15 protein-coding genes are annotated in these 14,762 nt (G+C 58.4%); 6 read left to right on the forward strand and 9 right to left on the reverse strand.

Features of this window, described 5'->3' with window-relative positions; translation table 11 throughout:
- The first annotated feature begins 135 nt into the window (after positions 1 to 135).
- Together B9G99_RS02070 and B9G99_RS02075 are read left to right on the forward strand one after the other, a co-directional pair.
- Positions 136 to 804, forward strand: coding sequence for a DUF1007 family protein (locus B9G99_RS02070; protein WP_227875887.1), 669 nt, complete (start codon positions 136 to 138; stop codon positions 802 to 804).
- A complete protein-coding gene (locus B9G99_RS02075; RefSeq protein WP_148663901.1) occupies positions 789 to 1,826 on the forward strand; it encodes a nickel/cobalt transporter in 1,038 nt (345 codons plus the stop codon). The genes B9G99_RS02070 and B9G99_RS02075 overlap by 16 nt, the downstream gene beginning before the upstream one ends.
- A gap of 9 nt (positions 1,827 to 1,835) precedes the next feature.
- On the opposite strand, the gene B9G99_RS02080 is transcribed toward B9G99_RS02075, so the two are convergent.
- Both B9G99_RS02080 and B9G99_RS02085 read right to left on the reverse strand, forming a co-directional pair.
- Positions 1,836 to 2,408, reverse strand: a complete 573-nt coding sequence (locus tag B9G99_RS02080) for a fasciclin domain-containing protein (RefSeq protein ID WP_086620534.1) — start codon at positions 2,406 to 2,408, stop codon at positions 1,836 to 1,838.
- A 46-nt stretch (positions 2,409 to 2,454) separates the two neighbouring features.
- The gene (locus tag B9G99_RS02085) at positions 2,455 to 3,594 is read right to left on the reverse strand and encodes a GNAT family N-acetyltransferase (RefSeq protein WP_086620535.1); all 1,140 of its coding nucleotides are present in this window, start codon (positions 3,592 to 3,594) and stop codon (positions 2,455 to 2,457) included.
- 164 nt (positions 3,595 to 3,758) lie between these two features.
- Between B9G99_RS02085 and pncB the strand changes: the two genes are divergently transcribed.
- Complete coding sequence (gene pncB / locus B9G99_RS02090; RefSeq protein WP_086620536.1) at positions 3,759 to 4,925, forward strand: nicotinate phosphoribosyltransferase; 1,167 nt, start codon at positions 3,759 to 3,761, stop codon at positions 4,923 to 4,925.
- A 108-nt stretch (positions 4,926 to 5,033) separates the two neighbouring features.
- On the opposite strand, the gene B9G99_RS02095 is transcribed toward pncB, so the two are convergent.
- The 4 genes from B9G99_RS02095 to gap all read right to left on the reverse strand — a co-directional run bounded on the left by B9G99_RS02095 (position 5,034) and on the right by gap (position 8,384).
- A complete protein-coding gene (locus tag B9G99_RS02095; protein WP_086620537.1) occupies positions 5,034 to 5,873 on the reverse strand; it encodes a dienelactone hydrolase family protein in 840 nt (279 codons plus the stop codon).
- A 164-nt stretch (positions 5,874 to 6,037) separates the two neighbouring features.
- Positions 6,038 to 6,361: a hypothetical protein gene (locus tag B9G99_RS02100; RefSeq protein ID WP_148663902.1), complete on the reverse strand. Its 324-nt coding sequence runs from the start codon at positions 6,359 to 6,361 to the stop codon at positions 6,038 to 6,040.
- Positions 6,362 to 6,597: 236 nt separating this feature from the next.
- Positions 6,598 to 7,278, reverse strand: coding sequence for a haloacid dehalogenase type II (locus tag B9G99_RS02105; RefSeq protein ID WP_086623228.1), 681 nt, complete (start codon positions 7,276 to 7,278; stop codon positions 6,598 to 6,600).
- Positions 7,279 to 7,382: 104 nt separating this feature from the next.
- Positions 7,383 to 8,384 carry a type I glyceraldehyde-3-phosphate dehydrogenase gene (gene gap / locus B9G99_RS02110; RefSeq protein WP_086620539.1) on the reverse strand — a complete coding sequence of 334 codons (1,002 nt, stop codon included), beginning with the start codon at positions 8,382 to 8,384 and terminating at the stop codon, positions 7,383 to 7,385.
- 487 nt (positions 8,385 to 8,871) lie between these two features.
- On the opposite strand from gap, the gene glk reads away from it, so the two are divergent.
- Genes glk through B9G99_RS02130 form a run of 3 tightly spaced genes read left to right on the forward strand, consistent with a single transcriptional unit; the run spans position 8,872 to position 11,569 of the window.
- Positions 8,872 to 9,834, forward strand: a complete 963-nt coding sequence (gene glk / locus B9G99_RS02120; protein ID WP_086620541.1) for a glucokinase — start codon at positions 8,872 to 8,874, stop codon at positions 9,832 to 9,834.
- A complete protein-coding gene (locus B9G99_RS02125) occupies positions 9,831 to 10,700 on the forward strand; it encodes a D-hexose-6-phosphate mutarotase (protein ID WP_086620542.1) in 870 nt (289 codons plus the stop codon). Before glk ends, B9G99_RS02125 begins: the two co-directional genes overlap by 4 nt.
- Positions 10,701 to 10,705: 5 nt before the next feature.
- Positions 10,706 to 11,569 (forward strand): aldo/keto reductase, encoded by an 864-nt coding sequence (locus tag B9G99_RS02130; protein ID WP_086620543.1) that lies wholly within the window; start codon positions 10,706 to 10,708, stop codon positions 11,567 to 11,569.
- A gap of 196 nt (positions 11,570 to 11,765) precedes the next feature.
- Here the strand turns inward: B9G99_RS02130 and B9G99_RS02135 are convergent, their stop codons facing one another.
- The 3 genes from B9G99_RS02135 to zwf all read right to left on the reverse strand — a co-directional run bounded on the left by B9G99_RS02135 (position 11,766) and on the right by zwf (position 14,712).
- A complete protein-coding gene (locus tag B9G99_RS02135) occupies positions 11,766 to 12,428 on the reverse strand; it encodes a bifunctional 4-hydroxy-2-oxoglutarate aldolase/2-dehydro-3-deoxy-phosphogluconate aldolase (RefSeq protein WP_086620544.1) in 663 nt (220 codons plus the stop codon).
- Between the two features lie 122 nt (positions 12,429 to 12,550).
- The gene (gene pgl / locus B9G99_RS02140) at positions 12,551 to 13,228 is read right to left on the reverse strand and encodes a 6-phosphogluconolactonase (RefSeq protein WP_086620545.1); all 678 of its coding nucleotides are present in this window, start codon (positions 13,226 to 13,228) and stop codon (positions 12,551 to 12,553) included.
- A gap of 2 nt (positions 13,229 to 13,230) precedes the next feature.
- Entirely contained in the window at positions 13,231 to 14,712 is a 1,482-nt protein-coding gene (gene zwf / locus B9G99_RS02145) for a glucose-6-phosphate dehydrogenase (RefSeq protein WP_086620546.1), read from the reverse strand.
- Positions 14,713 to 14,762: the final 50 nt, after the last annotated feature.

Consider the following 14,762-nt stretch of genomic DNA (forward strand, 5'->3'; position numbering starts at 1 on the left):
AATTAACCTTGGTTAAAAATTAAACCCCAAGTTGCTTAAGCAATCCTGATGACCATTCTCTCGGTGCGTTTATGGCTCGCACCCTGCAGGTTGCTGGGGCAACATGCCGTTTCGATGATATGAAGAGGCCATCACGTGTCAGTACATTCGCGACGCTCGGGACGCGGCTCTGCCCTGCTGATCGGGCTTGCCCTGTCATGGCAGGCCATTCCGGCCATGGCGCACCCTCATGGCTGGGTGGATTACCGCATCACGGTCATGATCGATGACGATCAAAGGGTCACGGCGCTCAAGCAGTCATGGAAGATGGACCCGTTTCAGAGCCTGACCATGATCGAAGGACTGGAAAGCGCCGAAGGACAGGAGAGCATGCCCGAGCGCCTGGACGCGCTGGGTCACGAGATCGCCGCCAATCTGCCAACCCAGCATTACCTGACCCATGTCTACGATGGTGATCAGGAACTGGTGCTGGGCGGTATCGAGGACTACACCACCCAACTGCACAACGATCGGGTCGAATTTTCCTTCATTGTGACGCTGGCCAGCCCTCCCCCCTTGAGCGAGTCGCTTCACTGGCAGGTCTTTGATGACAGCTATTTCATCGAATTCCTGTACGACGACCAGACTGAACACCCCATTGAGCTGGTCAATGCGCCCCCGCAGTGTCGTGGCGAAGTGATACATGCCGATCCTGATCCGGCCGTCGTTGCCAGCGTGTCCGTTATCGATGTGACCGGCGATACGCCCGATGGGGTCGGCAGGCTTTTCTCGGATACCGGAGTGATCAAGTGCCACGATCCCTGAGGCCCGTCTGGATAACGCTGGGCGTGATCGCAGTGACCATCCTGCTGCTTTCACCCTCTGTTCACCACCTGTGGTCAGCGCTGGTGGCAGACCTTATGGCCTGGCAGCGTACGCTGCATCGGGGCCTGGCGAGCGCCATGATGGCGCTTTCCCGCCGTGAGGAGGCAAGCGACTGGTGGGATTTGATGGCGCTGAGCATGGGCTACGGTGTTTTTCACGCCCTGGGGCCCGGTCATGGCAAGGCCGTGGTTGCCGCCTATCTGATGACGCATCGCGCAGCCCTTAAACGCGGTCTGATCATGACCGCCAGCGCCGCCCTGCTTCAGGGCGTGGTCGCCATCATGATCGTCACGGTGCTGGTACTGGGATTTGGCTGGCTGACCCGCGAGGCCATGGCAAGCACCACCATGGTCGAGAAGGCAAGCTTTGTCGCCGTGACCGGGCTGGGTCTCTGGCTCATGGTTCGTGCCGGTCGCGGCCTCTACAGACTCAGACAACAGACGTTCTCCTCAGGCGCGCCCATCAACAAGGCCCCGTCACCAGGCGCCATGGCGCTTACTTCGGTGCAGCCTTCCCGTGCCAGCGTCATGACGCCGTTGAACCATGTCAGCAGCGGGCCCTGTCACTGCGGTCGCACCCACCACATTGACCCCATGACCGGTGGCCGCCACTGGCGCGAAATGACGGCCGCCGTCGTCTCGATCGGACTGCGACCATGCAGCGGCGCGGTCATGATACTGGGGGTAGCGGCCATGCTCGGCTTCTGGTGGGCAGGGGTACTGGCCGTGCTGGCGATGTCGACAGGCACGGCGCTATCGACCTCCCTGCTGGCCGCCCTCACGGTGCTGAGCCGCAGACACATGGCCCACCTATATCAGCACACCGGCCACCGACGCCTTCCAGGTCTGGGGTATCTCCTTGCCCTGCTGGGCGGCACGCTGATTGCGCTGCTGGGCATCGCGCTTTTGCTCAATGCGCCTGAGGCGGCCCTGTCACCGCTGATGCAGGGGCCGCTGCGCTGACAGAAGGCATCAGGTGTCCGGACGCAGGCCGGTGGCATCCCAGGGGATCAGCACGCCCTCGATGGGGTGAACGATGCCGTTGTGCGCCCGGATCTCCTGCGGGTCGACAGGCACATCATTGACGAAATAACGACCGTCCTGCGCCTTCAGCCCCAGCTGGCCCACCAGTGCCTGGGGACGTCCCAGCACATTGAATTCGCTGGCCGGCACCATGCCCGGCAGCATGTGATACCTGAGCACCTTTTTGAGCCACTCTTCGTGCTCGCCCCCCAGTAGCGCTTCCCGCTCGCCCTGCGGCAACCGCGCGAAGGCTTCATCGGTCGGTGCAAAAACGGTGTAGGGCCCGTTGTCGTTGAGCATGTCACTCATGCCGGCTTCATCGATGGCCTTGACCAGGGTGTTGAAATGCCCGCTGGCCTTTAGCGTCTCAAGAAGCGTCTGGTTCTCATGCTCGGTAATGTCGCCCGGCTGCTGTTGAGGGGCGCTTTGCGCCCCGGCCTGGGCCTGCACCATCGGTGCCATGCCGCCGCTTGCCAGCACCAGACAGGCCGCCACCCACACACTGCGATACAAGGTTTTCATCGTTTCTCCATGACACGGATATAAAGCATCGGTCGCTACCGGCGCGTCAGGCCTCGCGTCGAAAGGGCAGCATGGCAGCTGCCTCAAGACGCATCTGCTGCATGACCGTCTCTTCACGACCCAAAAACTCGGCTACGGCGTCACGAAATCTGTCGTGAGCCAGCCAGTGCAATGAACGTGTCGCAATTGGCTCGAACCCTCGGGCAATCTTGTGCTCACCCTGGGTGCCCGGGTCAAAGCGTGAAAGGCCTGATGCCAGACAGTGCTCGATGCCCTGATAATAGCAGGCTTCAAAATGCAGGCAGCTGGCGTCAACCTCGCTGCCCCAGTAGCGCCCATAGAGCGTAGTCGACCCACGCAGGCACAGGGCTGCGGCGACGGGTCGCGACGTCTCTTCCAGTGCCTGGATCAACACCAGGGCGTCGGGCATGTCCTTGAGTAGCTGATAAAAGAAATCGATATCCAGATAGCCGCGCTGACCATGCTCCAGATAGGTGATCTGATAGCAGCGATAGAAATGCTCAATGGCCGTCCGGTCGATTTCACGACCGGTCAGACGGCGCATGACCAGCCCCTGTTCCGCCACACGGCGGCGCTCGCGACGTACTTCCTTGCGCCGTTTCGAGGTCATGGCGGCCAGAAAACCTTCAAAATCGCCATAGTCACGATCAAACCAGTGGTACTGCATGCCGCTGCGTTCCAGCAGATCAGGCCAGCGCCGACGCCATTGCTCGGCAAGTCCGGCTTCCGGAAACAACAGATGCCATGACACCAGACCGGCGCTTTCCAGATGCTCTGCCATCATGGACAGCGCGTCATCGGCATCAATGTCACTCGATACCAGCAGGCGCGGCCCCGTAGCAGGCGTAAAGGGAATGGCGCTTAACTGCTTGGGATAGTACTGCCCACCGGCGCGCTCCCAGGCATCGGCCCACTGCCAGTCAAAGACATACTCGCCCCAGGAGTGATCCTTGAGATAGCGCGGCATGGCACCAACCAGTCGGTCATCCTGCCAGAGGGTCAGGTGGTGCGGGGTCCAGCCGGTGCGCGAACAGACCGCACCGGTTACTTCCAGGGCGTTGAGAAACTCATGACGAATGAAGGGATAGTCCGAACCTGCCAGCGCATTCCACTGCTGCGCATCGATATCGGCCATTGCACCGATATCGCGAATATCGAGACTCATGGCGCTTCTCCAGCCAGGTGCATGATAAGGGTACAGGATAGAAGGCTCTGACGTGCCGGGGTCAGGTCTTGCGTCAATGCTTCGGGATGGAGTCAGCGTATCGGCTGCGCTATGCTGTCAAGCTATCGTTTAAATGGCCATCAACAGAGATGCCGACTCGCTCAATGCTGCATTCGATCCTTGATAATGACTTCTACAAGTTCACCATGCAAAACGCCGTGGTGAAACTGTTTCCCAACGCTCATGCACGCTACAGCTTCATCAATCGTGGCGAGCATGCCTTCCCGCCCGGTTTTGGTGAACGGCTCAGGGAGCAGGTAGATGCCATGGCCGCGCTGCGGCTGACCAGCGAAGAGCGCCATTTTCTGGAGGTCACCTGCCCCTATCTCGACCCGACCTATCATGATTTTCTGGAAGGCTTTCGCTACAAGCCTCATGAGGTCACCATCGAGCAGCACGGCGAGGTCCTCAGCGTCACCATCGAAGGACTGTGGTATCGCACCATCCTCTGGGAAGTACCGCTGATGACGCTGATCAGCCAGATCTGGTATGAGATGCTCGACGAAAAGCGTGACAGCGATGAGCTGGTAGCTCAGCGCACACGCGAGAAAATCGAGCATTATGGCGAGCTGGGCGTGCGTATTGCCGAGTTCGGTACCCGCAGACGCCACTCCTACGAGGTCCATGACCTGGTGGTCAGCACCCTCAAACGCTATGGCGGCAGTACCTTTACCGGCACCAGCAACGTTCACATGGCGCATCGTCATGGGGTCAAGCCATTGGGCACGCACGCTCATGAATGGTTCATGTTCCATGCTGCCCGTTTCGGCTTCAAGATGGCCAATACCCTGGCGCTGGAAAACTGGGTGGAGGTCTATCGCGGCGATCTGGGCATCGCACTGTCGGATACCTTTACCACGCAGGTCTTTTTCGAAGGCTTCGACAAGATGTTCGCCAAGCTCTTTGATGGCATTCGCCACGACAGTGGTGACCCGATCGAATTTGCCAAGGCAACCATCGATCACTACGAGCACTACGGCATCGACCCGCGCAGCAAGACCATCATCTTTTCCGACGCCCTCGATACCCACAAGGTGGAAAAGATTACCCGCTTCTGTGAAGGCCGTATCGGCATGTCGTTTGGCATCGGCACCAACTTCACCAACGATGTCGGTCTCAAGCCGATGAACATGGTGGTCAAGATGACCGAAACCCGACCCGAGGGCGATCAGTGGCTGCCGGTCGTCAAGCTTTCAGACATTCGTGCCAAAAACACCGGGGACCCGGGCATGATCCATCTGGCCCGCCGCATTCTATCCCTGCCTCACTAGACGCCCTGCCCGCTCGCCCGAGCCATTGATGAAAGAGCGCCGGCACGATAACTCAATATCGTGCCGGCGCTTATTTGTGAATACACAATCCTGTCTGCCGGTGATCGCCTACTTGGCGCTGGGCTGTGGCGCGGCAAAGACCTTGTTGAACACGTTGAGCATGACCTGCCAGCTGGCAGCATCAGCTGCGGCATTGTAAGCCAGCGGCAGATCGAATTCGCGGGCCTTTGCATCAACGTAGGGATTGGTAAAGGCATGCATGGCATTGGGGTACTGAATCAGCGTGGCCTCGGTCTCCACCCCCTTGAAGGTATCCAGCAGGGACACCAGTGCCGACTGCTCGACCATCTGATCCTTCAAGCCATTCTGGATGATCACACGTCCATCGAAATGGCTCGGGGTTTCAACGACCTGCCCCGGACTGCCGTGAAAGCTGACGGCCGCCTTGAAGGGCATACCATCCAGCGCTGCATTGAGAGCAACTCCCCCACCAAAACAGTAGCCGATAATGGCCATGCGCGAGGCATCCACACCCTGCATGTCCTTGAGCGCGTTGATGGCCGTCTCGAGATTGCTCCGAGCACCGGCCCAGTCACTCATGACGGCCTTTGAAAAGCTTCCGGCCTCATCAGGATGCGTGGCCGTCCTGCCGCTGCCATACATGTCGACAGCAAACGCCACATAGCCGAGTGCGGCCAGCTGCTCGGTCCGCTGTTGAATGTAGTCGCTCAGCCCCCACCACTCATGCACCACCAGTACGAGCGGGCGCTTGCCTTCCTTTTCGGTGTCCCGCGCCAGATAGCCGGTGTACTGCTCACCATCAACGCTATAGGTCAGCGTTTGCGTTTCAACCGTTGGCCCGATTCGTCCCGGCGTTCCTTCATCACCCAGAGCACTGGCGCTGGCCAGCACCAGGCCCATACCAACTCCCAGAAACATGGTTCTCATGAAATCCCCCTGCGCTGTTGTAAGAGCGTTATGTGACATCATTGTTATTGGCAGTATAAGACAGGATACATAATGAGAGGGCCGCGCTGCCTGACATCATGAGAAAAGGGGCTTCGCCGGTCACGGCGAAGCCCCCTTTCAGAAACACACCTGCAGTGAATAACTCAGGCGCGGCGCTGCTCGGCAAGAAGCACGGGTTCCTTGTCAGACGTTTGTCCGGCATCGGCGTCCGTTACAGCAGCCCCTTTGGCCCGGGCTGCAGCATCCCTTGCAAGGCTTGCCCGAACCAGATCACGAAGCTGGTCACAGGTGATGATAATGCGCTCTGCGCGGGGCTGCCCCTGCCAGATCACATCAATGACAGGATGCTCTCGCGTTTGATCGATACCCACAATACGCCCCTGCCGTTCCCGACGCGCATCCCTCAGTGTTGATCCCAGAAGCTGATGCACGCCGCTGACACATTGTTTCCTGGATACATATGGCATGGCTGGCTGACCTGTTGCTGCCATTGGACGGCAGTCATTTCGGGTGCATTGCTGCACGCAGAAAGCTAATTCAAGGTTGACAATTTATTCGAATTGGATAGCAACCCTAACATAACCAACTGATCAGAAGACAGGTTATTTGTCAATTAAATTGTCGCCATAATGCGACACCCTGACATTCCCGGCTTCATTGATGATCATCAGGGCATTCTTCATGCCCTGATGCTGGTTCGATATCAGCGCACGTCTGCCATTCGATCAGCCAGTTCATCGAGGCGATTGACTTCAATATTGGGCGCCAGTGACGGGTCTTCTATCAGCGCGGTCGGATCGCGATGGATCCAGGCGGCGTTCAATCCCACGTGGCGCGCGCCCTGAATATCCCAGTTGTTGCTTGAAACAAGCCAGGTGTTGTCATGACTCACGTCCATTCGACGTACCAGATGGTGATACACCACCGGGTCGGGCTTGAAGCGCTTGATATCGTCGACGCTGACCATCGCTTCAAAATGACGAAAAATACCTGCATTTTCGAGCACCTGTTGCATGGCCTTTTCAGTCCCGTTGGAAAACGCCACACAGCGATAGCCGGCGGCGACCAGTGACTTGAGCGCACCATCGACCTCTTCAAAGGCCGGAAGGCTGGCATAGGCATTCATCCAGTCATCGCGGGTGCTGGAGGCCACCTCGACACCCTGTGCGGCAATGGCCACATCCAGAGCATCACGCGTACAGACCGAAAATTCGACATAGCGCCCCATGAGGCCCCGACGAAAGGACAGCTGCAGCTGGCTGGCGCGCCACTGGGCTGCCACGCTTTCCGCCTGTTCGCCAAGCGTTGGGCGCAGGATGTCAGCCATGGCGTATGGATTGATCAATGTGCCGTAGACATCAAAGGCCAGTAGTGTTTGTGTCATGTCTCCTCCCTGAGAACGTGAGATCACAAAATGCGTTGTCAAAAAAGGACGCCCGGAGGCGTCCTTCAGATCGATCATACAGCAATGATGCTGCAGGAAGCGGTTTAAAGCGTTTTACCCATGGCCAGCGCCGTGTCCAGCATACGGTTGGAAAAACCCCACTCGTTGTCGTACCAGGCCAGAACCTTGACCAGCTTGCCGTTGACACGTGTGTGATTGGTGTCAAAGGTCGAAGAACTGGGGTTATGGTTGAAATCGATCGACACCAGTGGCTTTTCGTTGATGTTGAGCACGCCCGATTTGGCAGCGGCATCACGCATGATCTGATTGATCTCGTCACGGCTGGTCTCACGTGAAGCCGTGAAGGTCAGATCGACCACTGAAACATTGATGACCGGGACACGAATGGCAAAACCATCCAGCTTGCCATCCAGCTCGGGCAACACCTTCGCCACGGCAGAGGCTGCCCCGGTTTTGGTCGGGATCATCGACTGGGTGGCACTACGCGCACGGAACGGGTCGGAATGATAGACATCCGAAAGGTTCTGATCGTTGGTATAGGCGTGAATGGTATTCATCAGGCCGGTTTCGATACCCACGGTATCGTTGAGGGCCTTGGCCACCGGCGCCAGGCAGTTGGTGGTGCAGGACGCATTGGAGACGACCGTGTGACCGGCTTCCAGTACCTGTTCGTTGACACCAAAAACGATGGTGGCATCGGCATCACCGCTCGGCCCGGAAATCAGGACACGCTTTGCACCTGCTTCGATGTGCTTGGCTGCAGCTTCGCGCTTGGTGAAGATACCCGTGCATTCCATGACCAGATCAACGTTCAGATCGCCCCAGGGAAGTTTGGCCGGATCACGCTCGGAGAGAATGCGCACACGATCACCGTTGACGGTGAAACTTTCATCGTCATGAGTGATTTCAGCATTGAAATGGCCATGCGTGGTGTCGTTTTCCAGCAATAGCGCATTCAGCGCAGGGTCGCCCAGATCATTGATGGCCACGACTTCGATCCGGTCACGATAACCACTTTCGTAAAGCGCGCGAAAGGTGTTACGACCGATACGTCCGAACCCGTTGATTGCGACACGAAGCGTCATGTTTTCTCCTCCTGCGATTTTGGATAAAGCTCATCACCGACAGGTCAATGAGCCGCAATTCTCTCGGTTTTCGGCCCCCGGATGTCTAACGTGGGGTTGTTTTTTATGACCTCAATGGCCCATTTCAGGAAATGGTTTGCCCGATTATCCATGATTGATCGAGCAGACACCTGCCTTTCAGCTTGCCACCATTTGATACCCGACCAGTCTGGCCCCGTATGACGGATTACGCCAGACTCCATCCAGGCGAGTCGCAGGTTATCTCCCCTTCCTGCTTCGAACAGAATACGTCAGCCCGGATAATTTCCAAAAAGAACGTGAATCGTGTCAAACAAGGCGCAACCCGGTAAAGTCCTGCCTATATGACATGCCTTATCCTGTGCAAACACCTCGCATCAGCATGTCGCCCTGATGACTGATATTCTGGCGGCATCGATGAGCAGGATTTGTTTCAAGGACTTACAGAAATTCAGGAGTACCATCCGCCATGACACGCCCCGCCCTGGTCGGTGATATCGGTGGCACCAATGCCCGCTTCGCTCTGGTAACCCCCGGCGATTTCGATCTGCACGATATCCAGACGCTGGCCTGTGCCGACTACGCCAATCTCGATGAGGCGGTCGACGCCTATCTTGCCGGCATTAACAGCGAGCGACCGAACGAAGCCTGTCTGGCCTTTGCCTGCCCGGTACATGATGATGAAATCAAGATGACCAACAATCCATGGCGCTTCTCGAAAAGCGACATGAAGCAGCGGCTCAAGCTGGATAATTTCAAGGTCATCAACGACTTTACCGCCATGGCACTGGGTCTTCCCCACATTCCTGATGAGGATCTGGTCAATCTGGGCGATGGACACAGCGAGCCCGGACGAGCACGTCTGGTCATCGGGCCCGGCACCGGCCTTGGCCTGGCAGGTCTGGCCCCCAGTCAGCGCTTCTGGATTCCTCTCTCTGCCGAAGGTGGCCATGCCAGCTTCGCACCGGTTGATGACTTCGAGATTCGTCTGCTGCAGTGGTTCCGGGGCCGTTACGGCCGCGTTTCGATCGAGCGCGTGCTGTGCGGCCAGGGGCTTTTGGACATCTATACGGCCATGTGCGAGTTTGAAGGTCATGAATGTACCCTCAGCACACCGGCCTGCGTCAGCGAGGCCGCTCGCGGTGAAGAAGACGCAGTGGCCCGACAGGCCGTTCTGCGCTTTTGCAAGATTCTTGGCGATGCCACCGGCGATGCAGCCCTGACACTGGGCGCTCGCGGCGGCGTTTATCTTTGCGGGGGGATTCTGCCCCGTATTCTTGATACGCTACGGATCAGTGATTTTCGCAAGGCCTTTGCCGACAAGGGACGCATGAGCCCCTACAATGCCGATATCGCGACCTGGGTAGTGACCGCCAAATGGACCGGACTGCTGGGCGCTGCCGAAGCACTGCACAACGAGGAGGTAACATGATCCCGGATGCACTGAGCGAGCTTTTATCGGCCACGCAGGGGCAGCGTGATGCGACCTGGCAGGGCCGCTCGCTACTGGTCATCAACGATGACTGGGGAGAGCTCATCCTGTCCCGTCATGGTGGCCACCTGCTGCACTATGCACCGGCCGGGGAGCGGGGCTGGCTCTGGACGACATCAACGCCCAAGGCACCGCCGGAAGCCCTGCGCGGCGGTGTACCGTTGTGCTGGCCCTGGTTTGGTGAGCCCGAGGACGGCAATGGTCCGATGCATGGCCTTGCCCGTACCGCCCAATGGCGCATTGATGCCGTGGACGAGGACGTGGAAGGCGGTGTTGAAATCCACCTTTCTCCCGAAACGCAGCTGCATGACACGCTGGCGCCTCGACTGGTCATTCATGCCAACGCCCAGCGGCTGGCCATGGAGCTTGTTACCGAGCACATCGGTGAGACACCGATACGTTTGACCCAGGCCCTGCACGCCTATTTTTCGGTACCGGACACCCATCAGTGTCGCATCGAGGGATTGGGCGGCGCCCGCTATCTGGACAAGCTGGCCGACTACGCCGAAGCTGAACAAAATGGCGTACTGGGCATTCGCGGTGCGCTGGACCGCATCCATCACTCCAGCCGACCGCTGGTGCTTGATGACGGTCATAGACGACTGAGAATTGCCAAGCAGGGTAGCGACTCTACCGTGGTCTGGCATCCGGGTGACAAGCTTCCAAGCGATGTTCCGGAACGCGAACGCCTGAACTTCATCTGCATCGAACCGGCCTGCACCCGGCTGGACCCGGTCTGGCTTGCCCCCGGGGCACAGCACGTCCTGTCGATGCACATAAGTCCTGAATCCCCCGCTCAGGAATAAGCCTGATGAGCATGACAGCCGCGCCCTTTGTGATCGGCCTGCGCCAGCTTCCGTACTACGATAGCCTGCAAACGCCCGAAGCGTTGGCAGGCTGGTTCCAGCAACGCCTTGAAGAAGGGCTCTGCGAATTCGGCCACAGCGATCTCGAGAAAGGCCATGAAGGCCTGCTGGGGCAGGCCATCAGGCAGCTCCCGTCAGATCAGGCCCGAAAGCTCTGCTTCGACATGAGCGCCGGCGTAGTGCCGGCCCGCCAGAACGATGACCGCTTTGGTGCCAAATATTACGATACTCGGCCCGAGTATCTTGACGGGATCGTGAATCGCACGCTGAAGCAGCTGGGCATCGAGCAGCTCAATACCTTCATGCTCATGCGCCCCGACCCCTTGATGGATGTCGAGGCCACCGGACGTGCGCTGGATGCCATCGTTGAAAGCGGACGCGCTCGCCAGATTGGCGTGGCCAACTTTCTGCCCGCCCAGTGGCGACATCTTCAGGCCGCCATGAAGACGCCGCTGGCCTGTCAGTACATGGAGATGTCGATCGCCCGTAGCCAGATGCTCTTTGATGGCATGTGGGACAGCATGCGGCGCGACAACATGTCGGGTCTTGCCGGCTCTCCGCTATGGGGCGGTCGCATTTTTGAAAACCAGCTGGGACAGATGCTCAAGACCATGGCCGATACTCACCGGGTCAGCCCTGCCGGTATCGCCCTTGCCTGGCTTCATACCATCCCGGGACAGCCCAGAGCCGTAGTGGGGACGCTGCGCTCGGTTCGACTGCAGGCACTGGCGCACGATGCCGGCCTGACGCTGAGTCGACCGGAGTGGTTCGCTCTACTGGAAGCCGTACGCGCCTATCGCGTGCCCTGACACCTTCTTTTCTCGAGCTTATTCAAGGCTGCCCGTTTCGCGACGGACAGCCTTTTTTATCGACTCACGCCAGCGCAACGTCATGACCAAAAAAAGCCCGCCTCAAAAGTGAGACGGGCAAAACAACAGCCGAGGCTGCCGAGAGAGCCGGTAGCAGCAGGGTCATGAGTGCTCTGCCGTCTGATGTTTGGTGTCTTTAGTGCGTGATGGTAGACACGGTTTCGCGAGCGATGGCGCGAATGCCGTCCCAGTCCTCATTTTCAATCAATTCCTTTGGCGTGACCCAAGTGCCGCCCACGCACATGACATTGCGAAGCTTCAGGTAGTTGGCCGCATTATCAGGGGTAATACCACCGGTAGGACAGAACTGTACGTCCCCCAGCGGGCCAGCCAGCGCCTTGAGCGCGGCAACACCACCGCTGGCCTCGGCCGGGAAGAACTTGAAGCGGCGATAGCCGTACTGCCAGCCGGTCAGAAGTTCAGTGGCCGTCGAGATTCCTGGCAGCAGCGGCACCGGGCTCTGGATGCCGTACTCATAGAGTCGATCAGTGGTGCCGGGCGTGACCACAAAATCAACACCGGCATCTTCGGCACGGCGATACTGTGCGGGAGTCAGTACCGTTCCGGCGCCGATGCTGGCTTCGGGCAACTCATCACGCAGGCGATAAAGCGCTTCCATGGCACAGTCCGTGCGCAGGGTAACTTCCAGCACCGTCAAACCACCTTCGTAGAGCGCGCGACACAATGGCACGGCATCTTCGATGCGATGAATGGTCAACACCGGGATTACCGTGGTCCGCTGACAGATACTGTCAATTTCAGTCGTACGTGTGGACGGTAGCTGCTTGTCCGATGCCATGAAGCCTCCTGATCATCACCCCGGCGTTATACGCCATGCTAAACAGACCGAAAAAAGACGCTTTCGACCTGACTTGTTTCCTGCCCGACATCACCTGACCTGCCGGAGCAGGCTTTATCGTGTCATGGTGCCCAGTAAAGTGCCAGCGGCGCATCAAGAAAAGCCCGGATCGGCAATTCATGCTGATCACTACCTGCCATGGCACTGGCAAGCACTGCCTTTTTATCTGCACCGTTAAGATGCAGATAACGACGGCGTGACTGCATGAGTCGATTGCGCGTCAGGGAAATGCGGGGCTGACCCACACTGGGGGCATGTGCCGCAACGACCAGCGCATCGCTTTCGAGCCCCTTGCCAAGCTCGGGGCTATCCGGGAAAAGCGACGCCGTATGCCCGTCACCGCCCATCCCCAGTACCACAACGCTGGCAGGCCAGGTCAGGGCAGCAAGGCGTTGGGCAACTTCCTCGACACCGGCTTCGGGTGTTGTCTCATCATTGACGAGCGGCTGAAAACGGGCCTCGGCCGCTGCATTGATCAACATATGAGCTCGAACGAAGCGATCATTGCTGTCGTCGTGATCGGTCGGCACCCAGCGCTCATCGGCCAGCGTAATATCTACCCGGGACCATGGCAATTCCATCCGGCTCAGCGCCTGCATGAAAGGTTTGGGGGTGCTGCCACCCGAAAGCACCAGCGTCACCCGCGCCTGCTGCGCCAGATCTTCCCTGAGCGCACCGGCCACGCTGATCGCCAGATCATGGGCCACCCGGGTACGTGCATCTGCATCAATCGTTTGCATAATCAATAGTCTTCGTACCAGCTGCGTCCGTCCTGAGTGATCATGCCGATGGAAGAGACCGGCCCCCACGAACCTGCCGGATAGCGCTTGGGTACGATATCTCGCGCTTCCCAACCCTGGATAAGACGATCAATCCAGCGCCATGAGTGTTCGATCTCGTCACGACGCACAAACAGGTACTGCTGACCCTTCATGACTTCAAGCAGCAACCGTTCATAGGCATCGGGAATGCGTGCAGAGGGAAAGGCCTGGTGAAAGTCCAGATGAAGAGGCCCTGTGCGCAAACGCATGCCCTTGTCCAGCCCGCTGTCCTTGGTCAGAACCTGCAGGGCAATACCCTCGTCAGGCTGCAGCCGAATGATCAGCTTGTTGGCCGCCATGTTGCGCTGATCATTATCAAAGATGTAGTGCGACTGCGGGCGGAAGTGAATCACGATCTGCGAGAGTTTTTCCGGCATGCGCTTGCCGGTCCGCAGATAAAAGGGAACGCCCGCCCAGCGCCAGTTCTGGATCTCGGTCTTGAAGGCAACGAAGGTTTCGGTACGCGAATCGACGTTGGCGCCCTCTTCCTCGAGATAGCCCGGCACTGACTTGCCGTTGATGGTACCGGCAATGTATTGCCCCCTGACCACATCGGTGTCGAGACGTGCGCCCTCAAAGGGACGAAGCGCCTTGAGCACCTTGACCTTCTCGTCACGAATGCTGTCGGCATCCAGGTTGGAGGGCGGGTCCATGGCGATCATGCAAAGAAGCTGCATCAGATGGTTTTGCACCATGTCGCGCAGCTGGCCTGCCTGGTCAAAATAGCCCCAGCGCCCCTCGATCCCGACCGTTTCTGCCACGGTGATCTCAACGTGCGAGATGTGGCTCTGATTCCACTGACTGCCAAACAGCGGGTTGGCAAAGCGCAGGGCCAGCAGGTTCTGCACCGTTTCCTTGCCCAGATAATGGTCGATGCGATAGATGCGGCTTTCATCGAAGACAGCGCCGATGGCGTCGTTGATCTCTTCGGAGGTCTGCAACGAATAGCCGATCGGCTTTTCAACCACCACGCGGGATTCATCATCAAGACAACCGGCGCTGGACAGATTGGCGCAGATGTCGCCATACAGGCGTGCCGGCACCGACAGGTAGATGGTCAGCGGTCGTGCGCTGCTACCATGCCACTGGGCGATCTGGTTGTAACTCTCGGGGGAGGCAAAGTCGATTTCAATATAATCAAGACGTGCCAGAAACCGATTCATGCTCTCCTCGGTGCGCTCATCGGCGCGAACCCGGGTTTCCAGCGCATCACGTACGCGTGCGCGGAAGGCATCATTATCGTATTCCTGACGAGCCAGCCCCAGAATGCGGGTCTCCGGCGCCATCAATTCTTCACGATCCAGATGGTAAAGCGCGACATAAAGCTTGCGCAGGGCCAGATCACCCAGCGCACCAAAAAGCGCCAGATCGACAGCAGTACTGTTGTCGTCGTTCACACTCATGCCGTGCTCCCTTCCCGGTTTGGTAGATTTCCGACAACGTTAGACATCAG

Source organism: Kushneria konosiri, from assembly GCF_002155145.1.
GTDB lineage: Bacteria > Pseudomonadota > Gammaproteobacteria > Pseudomonadales > Halomonadaceae > Kushneria > Kushneria konosiri.